At 73.2% G+C, this 14,088-nt stretch carries 13 protein-coding genes; all 13 read right to left on the reverse strand.

From position 1 onward, the window contains the following. Window positions 1-905: acetylornithine transaminase (locus AC08OP_RS10135; protein ID WP_476613968.1), on the reverse strand; the 905-nt coding region annotated here is incomplete at its 3' end. Between the two features lie 23 nt (window positions 906-928). After that, window positions 929-2,035, reverse strand: coding sequence for an acetylglutamate kinase (gene argB / locus AC08OP_RS10140; RefSeq protein ID WP_476613961.1), 1,107 nt, complete (start codon window positions 2,033-2,035; stop codon window positions 929-931). Next, the gene (gene argJ, locus AC08OP_RS10145) at window positions 2,032-3,198 is read right to left on the reverse strand and encodes a bifunctional glutamate N-acetyltransferase/amino-acid acetyltransferase ArgJ (RefSeq protein ID WP_476613962.1); all 1,167 of its coding nucleotides are present in this window, start codon (window positions 3,196-3,198) and stop codon (window positions 2,032-2,034) included. Before argJ ends, argB begins: the two co-directional genes overlap by 4 nt. Before the next feature lie 107 nt (window positions 3,199-3,305). After that, window positions 3,306-4,334 (reverse strand): N-acetyl-gamma-glutamyl-phosphate reductase, encoded by a 1,029-nt coding sequence (gene argC / locus AC08OP_RS10150; protein ID WP_476613963.1) that lies wholly within the window; start codon window positions 4,332-4,334, stop codon window positions 3,306-3,308. A gap of 64 nt (window positions 4,335-4,398) precedes the next feature. Continuing rightward, complete coding sequence (pheT, locus tag AC08OP_RS10155; RefSeq protein WP_476613964.1) at window positions 4,399-6,936, reverse strand: phenylalanine--tRNA ligase subunit beta; 2,538 nt, start codon at window positions 6,934-6,936, stop codon at window positions 4,399-4,401. A 3-nt stretch (window positions 6,937-6,939) separates the two neighbouring features. Further along, entirely contained in the window at window positions 6,940-8,043 is a 1,104-nt protein-coding gene (gene pheS, locus AC08OP_RS10160) for a phenylalanine--tRNA ligase subunit alpha (protein ID WP_476613969.1), read from the reverse strand. Window positions 8,044-8,238: 195 nt separating this feature from the next. Continuing rightward, window positions 8,239-9,384, reverse strand: a complete 1,146-nt coding sequence (locus AC08OP_RS10165) for a sensor histidine kinase (protein ID WP_476613970.1) — start codon at window positions 9,382-9,384, stop codon at window positions 8,239-8,241. Next, complete coding sequence (locus AC08OP_RS10170; protein ID WP_476599896.1) at window positions 9,384-10,208, reverse strand: TrmH family RNA methyltransferase; 825 nt, start codon at window positions 10,206-10,208, stop codon at window positions 9,384-9,386. Before AC08OP_RS10170 ends, AC08OP_RS10165 begins: the two co-directional genes overlap by 1 nt. Before the next feature lie 104 nt (window positions 10,209-10,312). Next, window positions 10,313-10,693 carry a 50S ribosomal protein L20 gene (gene rplT / locus AC08OP_RS10175; protein ID WP_011437565.1) on the reverse strand — a complete coding sequence of 127 codons (381 nt, stop codon included), beginning with the start codon at window positions 10,691-10,693 and terminating at the stop codon, window positions 10,313-10,315. Window positions 10,694-10,818: 125 nt separating this feature from the next. After that, window positions 10,819-11,013: a 50S ribosomal protein L35 gene (gene rpmI, locus AC08OP_RS10180; protein WP_011437566.1), complete on the reverse strand. Its 195-nt coding sequence runs from the start codon at window positions 11,011-11,013 to the stop codon at window positions 10,819-10,821. Between the two features lie 97 nt (window positions 11,014-11,110). Continuing rightward, entirely contained in the window at window positions 11,111-11,701 is a 591-nt protein-coding gene (gene infC / locus AC08OP_RS10185) for a translation initiation factor IF-3 (RefSeq protein ID WP_476613965.1), read from the reverse strand. Window positions 11,702-12,044: 343 nt separating this feature from the next. Then, a complete protein-coding gene (locus AC08OP_RS10190) occupies window positions 12,045-12,947 on the reverse strand; it encodes an SseB family protein (protein WP_476613966.1) in 903 nt (300 codons plus the stop codon). Window positions 12,948-12,957: 10 nt separating this feature from the next. After that, the coding region (locus AC08OP_RS10195) for a MinD/ParA family ATP-binding protein (protein WP_476613967.1) at window positions 12,958-14,088 on the reverse strand (1,131 nt) is incomplete at its 5' end.

Below are 14,088 nucleotides of genomic sequence, written 5' to 3' on the forward strand. Positions count from 1 at the left end.
ATCGTGTCGAGCACCGCGAGCGCCGCCGCGCAGACGATCGGGCCGCCACCGAAGGTGCTGCCGTGATCCCCCGGGCGCAACAGCGTCCCCGCCGCGCCGATGCCGACGCAGGCGCCGACGGGCAGGCCACCGCCGAGTCCCTTGGCCAGGGTGATCACGTCGGGCAGCACGCCCTCGGCCTGGTGGGCGAACCACGAGCCGGTCCGGCCGATGCCGCTCTGCACCTCGTCCAGGACCAGCAGCGCGCCAGCGGAGTCGCAGACAGCCCGCGCGGCGGCGAGGTAGCCGGCCGGCGGCGGCACGACACCGCCTTCGCCGAGGGTTGGTTCCAGGAACACCGCCGCGGTCGCCTCGCTGACGGCAGCGCGCAGGGCCGCGCCGTCTCCATACGGCACGAACCGGACGCCGGACAGCAGCGGCTCGAACGGTGCCCGCTTGGCCGGCTGACCGGTGATGGACAGCGCGCCCAGGGTCCGGCCGTGGAACGAGCCCTCGGTGGCGATGATCTCCGAACGGCCGGTCCGGCGGGCGATCTTGATTGCTGCCTCGTTGGCCTCCGCCCCCGAGTTGCAGAAGAAGACTTTCGCCCCCTCGGGCGGAAGCCCGGGGCTCGGCGCGCCGACCCGCAGCAGCTCGACGAGCCGTTCGGCCAGCAGCACCTGAGGCTCATTGGCGTAGAGGTTCGACACGTGGCCGAGAGCGCCGAGCTGGCCGACAACGGCGTCCCGGACCGCCGGGTGGCAGTGACCGAGCACGCTGACGGCTATCCCGCCGACCAGGTCGAGATATTCGCGGCCGTCATGATCCCACACCCGGCTGCCGGCCCCCCGAGCCAGGGAGATCGCGGGTCGGCCGTAGGTCGCCATCACGACGGCGTCCCGGCGGGCGATCAGATCGGCGTTCACGGCGTTCACGGCGTTCACGGCGTTCACGGCGTTCCTCCGGTCGGTTCGCCGGCCGGAACGATCCCGGCCGGGCGCGCGGCGGGCGCAGGGGGCGTACCTGGCTCAGGCAAGGTGCCCGGCTCGGCCATGATCAAAGTGCCGATGCCGTCGTCGGTGAAGATCTCCAGGAGCACCGCGTGCGGCACCCGTCCGTCGAGCACGTGCGCCTGTGGAACACCACCACGCACCGCCCGCCGGCAGGCCTCCATCTTGGGGATCATGCCGGCGGTGAGCGAGGGGAGGAGCCGTTCGAGCTCGGTGATGCTCAGCTCACTGATCACCTCGTCGCTCGCCGGCCAGTCCGCGTAGAGGCCCTCGACGTCGGTCAGGACGACGAGCTTCGTGGCCCCGAGCGCAACGGCGAGTTCGGCGGCGGCGATGTCGGCGTTGACGTTGTAGACCCCGCCGTCGACGCCGCGGGCAACCGACGCGACCACCGGCACCTTCCCGGAGCCGAGCAGGGCGTTGATCGTCTCCGGTCGGACCTCGACGATGTCGCCGACCAGGCCGACGTCGACCTCCCGGCCGTCGACGATCGCCGGGCGGCGCCGCGCGGTGAAGAGGTTGGCGTCCTCACCGGACAGCCCGACGGCGAACGGGCCATGGTCGTTGACGAGCCCCACGACGTCCCGATTGACCTGGCCGAGCAGGACCATCCGCACGACGTCCATGGTCTCCGGGGTGGTGACCCGCAGGCCGCCGACGAACGTCGAGGGGACACCGAGGCGTTCCAGATGCGCGGTGATCTGCGGACCGCCGCCGTGCACGACGACCACCCGCAGCCCCGAGTGGCGCAGGAACACGACGTCAGCGGCGAAGGCCTCGCGCAGCGCCGGCTCCGTCATCGCGTTGCCGCCGTATTTGACGACGATGGTCGCGCCCTGGAACCGCGACAGCCACGGGAGCGCCTCGATGAGGACCTGGGTCTTCGCGAGCGCCGCGTGGCCCCGGGCGGTGGCGGCCGGGCCCCGCCCGGTGCCCCCGCCCGGGGCGGCGTCGCCGGTGCCATCGGCGCCTGCGGTGCCGCCGGTGCCGCCGGTGCCGCCGTGCCCACCGTTCGAAGGCGGCAGTGTCCGGGTCGGGACGTTCATGTCGAGTACGCCGAGTTCTCGTAGACGTACCCGTCGGTCAGGTCGTTCGTCCAGACGGTGACCTCGGCGTCGCCGGCGTGCAGATCGACGCCGATGCGCACCTCACGGCCGGACAGGTCGACGAGGTCGCGGTCCTCGCCGGGGGCCCCGGCCCGGCAGACCTGCACCTCGTTGATGGACACGTCCAGCGCGTCGGGCTCGAAGACGGCCTTCGTGGTGCCGATCGCGGCGAGCACCCGTCCCCAGTTCGGGTCCTTGCCGTACAGAGCGCACTTGAGCAGGTTGTTGCGGGCGACGGCCCGGCCGACCTCCAGCCCGTCGTCCTCGGTCGCGGCTCCGGTCACGGTGATGGCGATGGTCTTCGTCGAACCCTCGGCATCGCCGAGCATCTGCTGGGCAAGGTCAATGCACACCTCGGTGACCAGCCCCGCCAGCTCCGCCTCGGGCAGGCTGACCCCGGCGGCACCCGAGGCCAGCAGCAGCACGGTGTCGTTGGTGGACAGGCAGCCGTCGGAATCGACCCGCTCGAAGCTGACCCGCGAGGACGCCCGGATCACCCGATCGAGGGTGGCGGCGTCCGCGACGGCGTCGGTGGTGACCACCACGAGCATCGTCGCGAGCGACGGCGCCAGCATCGCCGCGCCTTTGCCCATCCCGCCGATGGTGACACCCGAGGTCGTCGACGAGGTGCGGACCGCGGCCTTCGCGACGGTGTCGGTGGTGCGGATCGCCTCCGCCGCCGCGGCGCCGGCGGCGGCGGTATCGGTGAGGTCCGCCACCGCCTTGGTGGCGCCGGCGAGCAGGTTGTCCATGGGCAGGCGGACGCCGATGAGACCGGTCGAGCAGACCGCGACGTCGCCGGCACCGATACCGAGCGCCCCGGCGACGTGCTCGGCCGTGGCGTGGGTGTCGGCGAATCCGGCCGGACCGGTGCAGGCGTTCGCCCCGCCGGAGTTGAGGATGACGGCGCGCAGCCGGCCGTCGGCGAGGGCTTGGCGACTCCAGAGCACCGGAGCCGCCTGGACCCGGTTGGCGGTGAAGATCCCGGCGGCGGCGTCGGACGGCCCGTCGTTGACGACGAGCGCCACGTCCGGACGACCGGACGGCTTCAACCCGGCCGTCACTCCGGCGGCGCGGAAGCCCCGTGGGGCGGTGACGCTCAACTCAACCCTCTCCTGTCCCCTGTCCGCGTTGCTGGTCGATGTTGCTGGTCGATGGTCCCGCGTCCTTACCGGCCTGCCGGCCTGCCGGCCTGCCGAGCCGGAAACGGTCAGGGGGCGATGCCCTGAGCGGTCAGCCCGGCGGTCTCGGGCAGGCCGAGCATCAGGTTGGCGCACTGCAGCGCCTGGCCAGCCGCGCCCTTGCCGAGGTTGTCGATCGCGGTGACGACGATCGCCCGGCCAGTCTCCGGGTCGAAGGTCCCCTGCACATGAACGGCGTTCCCGCCGAGCGTCGCCGCGGTGTGCGGCCAGCGCCCCGGCGGCAGCACCCGGACGAACGGCTCCCCCGCGTAGGCGGACCGCAGCGCCTCGTACACGGCGTCCGCGTCGGTGCCCGGGATGGCCCGGCCGGTACTGGTCGCGAGGATGCCGCGGGGAAGCGGGGCGAGCACCGGGGTGAAGGACACCGTCACGGTCGTACCGGCGGCCCGGGAGAGGGTCTGCGTGATCTCGGGCCGGTGCTGGTGGGTGCCCACCTTGTAGGCGGTCAGGTCACCCATCACCTCGCTGCCGAGCAGGTTCACCGTGGCCGAGCGCCCCGCGCCGGACGTGCCGCTCGCCGCGACGACGACCAGGTCGGCGGGCTCCACGAGACCGCCGGCCAGCAACGGCACGAGCCCGAGAGAGGTCGCCGTGGGATAGCAGCCCGGGACCGCCACCTGCCGGCTCGCGGCGATCTCCGCCCGCGCCCAGGGGAGCTCGGGCAGGCCGTAGGCCCAGGCCCCGGCGTGCTCCCCCCCGTAGGCGCGCCGCCACGCCTCCGGGTCGACGAGCCGATGATCGGCACCCAGATCGGCGACCCGTACGGTGTCGGGCAGGGTGGCGGCCACCGCGGCCGACTGACCGTGCGGCAGGGCCAGGAAAACGATGTCCGCGTCAGTCCCGGCCAGCGCGGCCGCGTCCGTGAACACCCGGCCCTCCAGGTCGGGCAGGTGGGGATGCACGTCCGTCACCGGCCGGCCGGCGGACGCGTTCGCGGCCAGCGCACCAATCTTGATCTCGGGATGGGCGAGGAGCAGGCGCAGCAGCTCTCCGCCGCCGTACCCGCTCGCCCCCGCAACTGCTGCCGTCACACCCATGATTGCAATCTTATACACGCCAACTCATTGTCATGCAATGAGGCTGGCGTAACCCGCCTCGGCCTCAGGCGCGCAGGGACGCGCCGGTAAGCTCCGCCGCCCGGGCGACCGCCGCGTCCCGCACCGCGTTCGCCTCGGCGGCCGTCAGCGTCCGGTCCCCGGCGCGCAGCCGCAGGCCGAAGGCCAGCGAGCGCTGACCGACCCCGACCTGGGCGCCCTCGAAGACGTCGAAGAGGGTCAGGGACTCCAGCAGGTCACCGGCTCCGGCCCGCAGTGCCGCCGTCACGTCGGCGACCGGCACCTCGATCGGCACGACGAGCGCCACATCCCGGTCGGCGGGCGGATAGGTGGAGATCGTCGGCGCGATCATCGGCGGCGCCGCCGACGCGACCTCGATCAGGGCGTCGAGGTCCAGTTCCATCGCGCCGGCCCGGGGCGGGAGCCCGGCGGCGCCGAGCACCCGGGGATGCAGCTCACCCGCGTGGCCCACGACCCGACCGTCGATCGAGAGCTCCGCGAGGCGGCCCGGGTGCCAGGGCATGACATCGCCGGCCCTGACCGTCAGGGTGACGCCCACCGCCTCGGCGACCACGTGCGCGGCGTCCACCGCGTCCGCCCAGTCCGCGTCCCGGGCCGGCGTGGACCAGCCACCTGGCTCACGGCGCCCGGTGAGGAGCACGGCGACGTGGCGGGGCTGGCCGGGCAGAGTCGAGTCCAGAGCGGCGATCTCCGCGGCGGAGGGCCGACGATCCACCGGCGGGGTGACGACACCCGTCGGGATCCGTTCGCGTTCACGGAACACCAGGCCGCTCTCGAACAGGGCGAGATCGCGCTGCCCCCGGCCGATGTTGCGCACGGCCGCCGCGATCAGTCCAGGTAGCAGGGTTGTCCGCAGGTAGCCGGCATCCTCGGCGATCGGGTTCGCGATCCGGACCGCCGCGCGCCGCGGGTCGGCCGCAGCCAGGCTGAGCGCGTCGGCGGCGTCCTCGGGCACGAACGGCAGGGTGAGCACCTCGGCGAACCCCGCGTAGGCCAGCGCCCGGCCCACTGCGCGGTGCATCCGCTGCGCGGCGGTGAGCCCGCGCCCCGCGGGCAGCGACGGCAGGGTCACCGGGATGGTGTCGTACCCCTCCAGCCGCATGATCTCCTCGACGAGATCGGCAGGCCGGGTCAGGTCGGGACGCCAGGACGGCGGCGTCACGATCAGGACACCGGGCAGGCCCCCGGTCGCCGGCCCGTCGGCCACTGCGCAGCCGACGTCGACGAGCCGGCGCCGCACCACCTCGGCGGGGTAGGGCCGGCCGGCGAGGCGTTCCGGTTCCGTCAGCGGCAGGGTCACCGGCGCCAGGCCGGGGCGGTGGTCCAGGTCGGTCACGCCGGGCTCGGGACGGGCGGCGGCGAGCTCGACGAGCAGGTCGACGGCCAGCGCCGTGGCGACCGGCGCGAGCGCCGGGTCGACGCCGCGTTCGAAACGCCGCGACGCCTCCGAGGACAGCCGGTGCCGGCGGGCGGTGCGGGCCACCGTGATCGGGTCGAAGTGCGCCGCCTCGAGGACGATGTCGGTGGTCGTCGCGGACACCTCCGTGCTGGCCCCGCCCATCACCCCGGCGAGCGCGATCGGACCGGTGTCGTCGGCGATGACCAGATCCTCGGGGTCGAGAGTGCGGTCGACCCCGTCGAGGGTGCGCAGCGTCTCTCCGGCGACGGCCCGGCGCACGATGATCGCGCCGGTCAGCTTCGCCCGGTCGAAGGCGTGCAACGGCTGGCCGAGGCCCAGCAGCACGGCGTTGGTGACGTCGACCGGCACCGAGATCGACCGCATCCCGGACAGCGACAGCCGCCGCTGCCACCCCGGCGGGGTGGTGGCCCGCGGGTCGACCCCGGTCACCACCCGGGCGACGTAGCGGTCACACGCCGCGGTGTCCTCGACGACGACCGGATAGGCCTCCCCGGCGGGCCCCGGGCCGGCGGCCAGGTCCGCCGGCGCGCCCGGGTCCGTGAACGGCAGCGCGAAGGCGATCGCCGCCTCCCGGGCGATCCCCCGCACCGACAGGCCGTAGCCCCGGTCCGGGGTGACCGCGATGTCGAGCACCTCGTCGGCGAGATCGAGCAGCTCGGCGACGTCGGCGCCGATCGGCGCCCGCGGCGCGAGCACCAGGATGCCGTCGGACTCCTCGCCGAGGCCCAGTTCCCGGGCCGAGCAGATCATCCCCTCGCTGACATGGCCGTAGGTCCTCCGCGCGGTGATCTCGAACCCGCCGGGCAGCACGGCGCCGGGCAGCGCGACCGCCACCCGGTCACCGACGGCGAAGTTGTGCGCCCCGCAGATGACGCCGCGCACGCCCTCGCCCTCGCCCCCGGATCCGGCATCCCCGGATCCGGCGCTCTCGGCGACCCGGACCTGGCACCAGCGGACGGCCTTCTTCTTCGTCTCGACGATCTCGAAGTCGACGATCTCCCCGACGACCACGCCGGAGAACTCGCCCCCGGCGCTGCGCAGTCCCTCGACCTCGAAACCGGCCCGGATCAACGCGTCGGCGACGGCCCGCGTGGGCGGCAGCCCCGCCACGTACTCCCGCAGCCAAGACATCACGATCAGCATGGGTCAGTCCTCGATTCCGAACGGCAGGCTGAACCGGACGTCACCGTCGACGAAATCGCGGATCTCCCGGATGCCATGGCGGACCATCGCGGCCCGTTCCAGCCCCATCCCGAACGCGAAACCGCTGTACCCGGTCGGATCGACCCCCGCGGCCCGCAGGACGTGCGGGTCGACCATGCCGCAGCCGCCGGCCTCGATCCAGCCCTCGTCCGAGCAGACCCGACAGGGCTGGCGGGCCGCCTCCCCGCGGCAGGCGAAGCACTGCACGTCCAGTTCCGCGGACGGCTCGGTGAACGGGAAGAACGACGGGCGCAGCCGCGTCGACAGGCCCGCCCCGAACAACGCCTGGGCGAAGACCTCCAGGGTGCCGCGCAGGTCCGCCATGGTGATGCCCCTGTCCACGGCCAGACCTTCGAGCTGGCCGAAGACCGGCGAGTGCGTCGCATCGATGGTGTCGTTGCGGTATGTCCGCCCCGGGCACACGACGTACACGGGCAGCGGGCGGTTCAGCAGGGAGCGGATCTGCACCGGGGAGGTGTGGGTACGCAGCACCCGGCCCGCACCGGTCGGCGCGACGTAGAGCGTGTCGTGCTCGCTGCGGGCCGGGTGATCGGGCGCCATGTTCAGGGCCTCGAAGTTGAACCAGTCGTGTTCGACCTCGGGTCCCTCGGCGACCTCGTAGCCCATCGCCACGAACACGTCGGCAAGCCGGTCGGACAGGGCGGTCAGCGGGTGGCGGGCACCACGACGGCGACGGTCGACGGGCAGGGTCACGTCGACCCGTTCCTCGTGCAGCACCCGGGCGTCGCGCTCGGCGGTGAGTTCGGCCAGCCGGGCGTCGTAGGCGGCCTGTACGGCCGTGCGGGCGGCGTTGTGCCGGCGACCGGCGTCGGCACGCTCCGCCCGGGGCAGGGCACCGAGCTCCCGGCGGGCCAGCACCAGCGGTGCGGAGGCGCCCTGGATGTGGGCGGTACGGACGGCTGCCAGCGCGTCGAGGTCGGCGGCGGCGCGGATCGACTCCCGCGCCGCGTCAACGGCCGCGTCGAGCTGATCAGGGTCGAGGGCGTGGACCCGGGACGGGTCGACAGTCTCTCCAGGGGCGGGCACGGTGCTCATCCTCGTCATCGGGTAAAAAGCAGGGCCATCCCGGCGGGAAGCCGGGGTCGTCCGGCCTGCGGCGGAGTTCGTCCGGGCATGGGGTGTCCGGGCATGGGGTGTCCGGGCATGGGGTGTCCGGTCCTGGGGCGGCGGCGCGCGCCTGGCCGCCCGGGGCGCCCACCGGTCGGTTCGCGGTGCTCGGCGTCAGCCGAACACCGGGCCACCGGCGGGCACGAAAAATCGGAACTCGGCGCCGCCACCCGTGGCCCGGCCGACCGAGATGGTGCCGCCGTGCGCCTCGATCAGTGCCTTGGCGATGTAGAGCCCGAGGCCGGTGCCGTTCCCGCGGCCGGCGCCCCGCCAGAACTTCGTGAACACGCGCGCGGCGTTCGATTCGGACACGCCTTCCCCCTCGTCGGCCACGCTCACCTCCGTGCCGCTGTCCCTGCCACGCAGCAGTACCGTCACAGTACCCGCACCGTGCCGCAGGGCGTTGTCGACGAGGTTGTGCAGTACCTGTTCAATCTTGTCCGGATCGACCCACATCTCGGGCAGTTCGCCCTCCTCGCAGATGAAGAACCGGTCGGCGCCGGCCGCACCCGAGGCCACCTTGCCGTCCACCACCGAACGCACCCGGGCGGGCAGGTCGACGATCTGCTTGCGGACCTGAATGCGTCCGGAGTCGATCCGGGAGACGTCCAGCACCTCGGTGAGCAGGCGCGTGACCCGGTCGGCGTCGGTGTTGACCGTGTTCAGCATGAGCTTCTTCTGCTCGTCGGTGAACCGGTCCCACTTGGCGAGCAGCGTCGCGGTGAATCCCTTCACGCTGGTCAGCGGCGAGCGCAGCTCGTGCGCCACGGTCGCGACCAGGTCCGCCCGGTTGCGTTCCAGCCGCTCGCGGCTGAGGGTGTCGCGCAGGGACAGCGACACCCGCACCAGCCGACCGGCGACCCGGTTGAACCGCACCGTGACGTGGAAGTCACGGTCGTGGACCGGACCCGCATAGGTCAGGCGCCGCTCCGGCTGCCCGGTGACCCGCGGCAGGTTCCGGCTGGCTGCCGAGCACTCCCACCAGTCGTTGCCCCGCTCGTCCAGCAACGGGAGGACCTCGGTCAGATGCCGGCCGATCGCAGACGGTCCGTCCACCCCGGTGAGCTTCGCCGCCGCCCGGTTGAACACCTCGACGACGCCGACGGCGTCGGTCACGATCACCGAGTCCGGTAGCAGGTCGAAGGCGGCGGCAGGCAGTGGGCCGTCCAGCGCGGCCGACACGGCCGAATCGGTGGAATCGGGCGCGCAGCCGGGGCCGGGTGGCGGTACCTGCCCGGATGGCGACGCGACAGTGTTCATCACCGTCGACCACCTCCTCCGGTGCCGTCAGTACCGGACCTGCCCGTTCTCTGCGCCCGCGCCGACGCGTAAAGGCACAGGGCGGACGCAACCGCAAGATTCAGGGACTCGGCCTGACCGTACACCGGTACCCGCAGCACCGCGTCCGCGGCGGTCAGAGTAGCCGAAGCCAGCCCATGTGCCTCGTTACCGAACAGCCACGCCGTCGGCCCGTCGAGCTCACCGGCGGCGACGGCGGTGTCGATGTCGCGATCCGCGGCTCCGGACGTCGCCACGATGCGGCAGCCCCGGGCCCGCAGCCGGTCCAGCACCACGGCCAAGGCTGGTTCCACGATCACCGGGAGGTGAAAGTGGCTGCCGGCCGAGGAGCGCACGCACTTGCCCCCGAAGGGGTCGACACCGCTCCCGGTAAAGACGACGGCGTCCGCTCCGGCCGCGTCCGCGCTGCGGATCACCGTGCCGGCGTTGCCCGGATCGCCCGCGCCGATGCACACCGCGACCAGCCGGGGGGCGTGCAGGTCGGCGAGCCGGTGAGCGGGCAGGGCCGCGACCGCGACGAGGCCCTGGGGGGTCACCGTCTCCGACAGCGACGCCACGGCCTCGTCCGTGACGACCCGGACCGGCACCCGGACCGCCCTCAGCAGCTCCTCGTGCCGGGGAGTCGCGGAGACTCCGACGAACACCTCGAGCAGCTCGCCGACGGCCGACGCCGCGCCCACCGCCTGCGCCCCCTCGACCAGGAACCTGCCCTGCTCGCGCCGGGCCGCGGGCCGCTTGAGGCGACGCGCGGCGCCGACCCGCCCGGAGCGCGCTCCGGCGATCACTCCGGGCCCCGGGGAAGGGGCCGTCGGGGAAGGGACCGTCGACGGCGGGGCGTCGGTCGTGGGGGACACGCGGGAGGCGGGCACGGGCCGACGTCGCGACGGGCTCAGGCGGCGGTGGGCTCCGGCGCCGCCGCCAGCGCGGCCCGTGCCACCTCGACCAGGGCGGTGAACGCGACCGCGTCGTTGACCGCGAGGTCGGCCAGAATCTTGCGGTCGACTTCGACACCGGACAGCTTCAGACCCTGCACGAAGCGGTTGTAGGTCAGGCCGTTCGCCCGCGCCGCCGCGTTGATCCGAGTGATCCACAGCTGCCGGAAGTCGCCCTTGCGCGCGCGGCGGTCCCGGTAGGAGTAGGTCATCGAGTGGAGCATCTGCTCCTTGGCCTTGCGGTAGAGCCGCGAGCGCTGGCCCCGGTAGCCGCTGGCCTGCTCGAGGACCGTACGGCGCTTCTTCTGGGCGTTGACCGCCCGCTTCACGCGTGCCATGAGGGCACCTGTCTCCTTCGTTCGGGTGCGTCCGGCGGCCCGGGCCGGAGTCGGCCGCCAACGGCGGGCCGACCGCGACCGGCGGGCCCGCCGCAGTCGGGGCCGGAGTCGTCAGCGGGCCGCGGTCAGCGGGCGAGCAGACGCTTGACGCGTCGGTTGTCCGCCTTCGTCAACGGCACCACGCCATCCAGTCTGCGGGTGAGGCGGCTGGTCTTGTGCTCCAGGTAGTGGCGGCGGTTGGCCCGCTGGCGCAGCACCTTGCCGGACCCGGTGACCCGGAACCGCTTACTCGCACCGCTGTGGGACTTCTGTTTGGGCATGTTGACATCCTGACGGGTTACGTGGGTGGTCGAACAACCGGCGTGGCGAGATCCGGAACCGGTGGCGGCGCCACCGCGCGGACTGCCCGCCGTCGAGTCAGGCGTGGCCGGCCGGTTCCGGCACCCGCTGCGGCTTCGAACCCTTGTGCGGGGCCATGACCATGGTCATGTTCCGGCCGTCCTGCTTGGGCTGAGCCTCGACATAACCAAGATCGGCCACGTCGGCGGACAGCCGTTGGAGCAGGCGGATGCCGAGCTCGGGCCGGGACTGCTCCCGACCGCGGAACATAATCGTAATCTTGACCTTGTCGCCGGCCCGCAGGAAACGCACGACGTGACCCTTCTTGGTCTCGTAGTCGTGCGGATCGATCTTCGGCCGCAGCTTCATTTCCTTGATGACGGTCTGGACCTGGTTCTTCCGAGCCTCCCGACGCTTCTGGTCGGACTCGTACTTGAACTTTCCGTAGTCCATCAGCTTGCAGACCGGGGGACGAGCGGTCGGCGCGACCTCGACGAGGTCGAGATCGGCCTCCTGCGCCATGCGCATGGCCTCACCGATCGAGACGATGCCGATCTGCTCACCCTCCGCGCCGACGAGGCGAACCTCGGGGACGCGAATCCGGTCGTTGATACGGGACTCTGTGCTGATGTGTTTCCTCCGTTGCTCGACGCGCGGGCATGACCTCACCGCAGCGGAGCACCGAGCCTGGTACACCAGGCTCCCGGCCGACAACCGCGAGAACGGCTCGGCCGACCGGCGACCCGGCCACCGCGGCCACCAGCCGGAACTCCGGCCTGAGGACCTGCTGACGTCCCGGGGTGGCGACATCAGTGCTGACATCGGGTGGAGGGCGAACCCCCGCTTGGTCCTGCCGATCAGGCTCCGCACCGTGCCCTGGCTGCCTGGAAACGGCAACGCCAGCGGACGGAACAAAACCAGCCGGCAGGCGGTCTGAAGCCCAGCGTAGCACCAGACCGGGCGACACGACGATCACATCATCGTCCGGGCGCTCCGAAAGGGCCGGCGGCACTCACCTCGCGAACCGCACCGGCCATCGGCGCGTCGGGCGCAGGCCCCGCCCCAGATGGCGGCGCACCGCCGCGGCCTCCCGCGCGCTCACGAGCAGCACGGCCGGGCCCGAGGCCTGCGCCTGCTCCTGCGCCGGGTCCGGATCAGCGGCGAGCAGCCGGGACAACCGCCGGGCGAGCAACTCCCCGGACCGCGCGTCCGCATCTCCGTCCCGGCGTACCGCGACGGCAAGCACCGGGCGTGGTGCGCCGGCACCCGGGAGGAGCAGTTCCGCCGGCCACACCTCGACCCGCTCGGTCACGGTCCGCAACGCCTCTTGGACCCGCTGCCGGGACAACGGTCCATCCGGATCGGATGGACGGCGCAGGGCGGTCACCCTCAGCTCGTCGAGGTCCGCGGCTTCGGTCGCACGTGGCGTGTCGAGAGTCCCGGGCGGCGTGTCGAGAGTCCCGGGCGGCGAGTCGGAGTCGGATCCGCCGGGCACCGTCGCGGGACCGCCCGGCCCGACGTCCAGACTGGCCGAGCGCGGACCGGCCACGTCGATCACCACCGCTCCGAGCCCCAGCCGGACCGCCTCCGTGCAGGCGTCCACCGCGGCGACCGGAACCGGCCGGGCCGAGGCGCGCCAGGCGGTGAGCGCGCTGACGCTGGAGAAGATCGGTAGCGCGGTCGCGCCGGACGGGGTGCGCAGGGTCGTCAGCGCCATCTCGCTGGTCTTGTCCGCACCGGTGACGGCGTCGGCGGCGGTGAGCCGAGCCTCGACTCCGACGAAGACCCGGGCCTGGCGCAGCGCGGCGGTCAGAACGGCGGGGTTGACCGGGCTGGCGGCGAGCGCTCGGGTGAGCGACTCATCGGCGCGGCCGTCATCGCCCTGACCGGACGGAGTCAGCAGATCGTGTGCCATTCTCGCCAGCCTAGGGCCCAGGCGGCGCGGCGGGCCGGTACCGGATCGGGTCCGTGGCATTCACCATGGCTCGGACGGGCCCGGGCCCGGGTTGGGGGCACCGACCGGGGACGGCGATGGCGGACCGGGCCAGCACGGTGGCCGGTTGCGACCCGGGAAGCGGGGCGGTGGCGACCGCCCCGGCGAGGCGCTGGAAGGCGAACCTGGTCCGGCGACGCAGGCGGTACCAGCTGATCGGACGGCTGTCGGCGAGCGCCGCGTCGAACGGCACCGGCACCGTCATGTAGGCCCGGTCCTCAAGATGCTCGAGACGCAGCCGTGCCCCGCGGCTCAACCGGGAGGGATACGTCTCGACGACGGCCACGATGACGGTGGCAGCGAGATCTGGCCGACCAGCCGCGGTCAACGCGGTCAACGCGTCGTCCGCACCAGCGATCTCCGTCTCGCCGGCCCGGATCGTCAGCACGACGAGGTCCGCCCGCGCCAGCAGGGTGGCCGGCACCGGCTGGCTCCACCCCGGTGGGGCGTCCGCGACGACGACCGGATACCAGTGTCCGAGCAGGTCGAGTGCCCAGGCCAGCTCCTCGGGAAGCGGCCCCGGCCCGGTGAGATCACGCAGTCCGGCCAGCACCTCCAGGCCACCGGAGCCGTCGGAGGCGACGAACCGGCGCACGTCCTCCAATGAGGACACCGGTGGCCGCGCCGTGGCCAACTCCCGCAACCCCACGCCCGGTGGCATGAGACCGACCCGGTGCGCAAGCAGCCCGGACTGGTCCGGGGAGGCGTCCACGGCCATCACCCGATGACCGTGGTGCTCCGCGATCGCCAGTCCCAGACCCGCGGCGACCGTCGTCCGGCCGCCTCCGCCACCGAATCCCCCGACCAGCACCCGCCGCCCACCGGCCCGCGCCCGCGCGACCGGCGAACCGCCCGCTCCCGCGACGGCCGGGACCACCGCCGGACCACGGGACGGCGTCACCGCGGCCGCCGCCCGGACGGGCAGGGAAGGGGCCGGACCGGACCGCCGTGCCGGCAGGTTCGCGGGGACCGGGACGGACCAGGCTGGCTCCGTACCGGGCGTTTCGACCGCCTGCCGGCCGACCGTGGGTCCGCCCAGGGGGTCGGCGTCGAGCCACGCCTC

Source organism: Frankia sp. CeRuru1 (assembly GCF_977966315.1).

Coding starts and splice junctions, on each gene's coding strand:
- rpmI (WP_011437566.1), bottom strand. CDS start 11,013: ATGCCCAAACAGAAGTCCCACAGCGGTGCGAGTAAGCGGTTCCGGGTC.
- argB (WP_476613961.1), bottom strand. CDS start 2,035: ATGAACGTCCCGACCCGGACACTGCCGCCTTCGAACGGTGGGCACGGC.
- rplT (WP_011437565.1), bottom strand. CDS start 10,693: ATGGCACGCGTGAAGCGGGCGGTCAACGCCCAGAAGAAGCGCCGTACG.
- AC08OP_RS10190 (WP_476613966.1), bottom strand. CDS start 12,947: ATGGCACACGATCTGCTGACTCCGTCCGGTCAGGGCGATGACGGCCGC.
- argC (WP_476613963.1), bottom strand. CDS start 4,334: ATGGGTGTGACGGCAGCAGTTGCGGGGGCGAGCGGGTACGGCGGCGGA.
- pheT (WP_476613964.1), bottom strand. CDS start 6,936: ATGCTGATCGTGATGTCTTGGCTGCGGGAGTACGTGGCGGGGCTGCCG.
- AC08OP_RS10165 (WP_476613970.1), bottom strand. CDS start 9,384: ATGAACACTGTCGCGTCGCCATCCGGGCAGGTACCGCCACCCGGCCCC.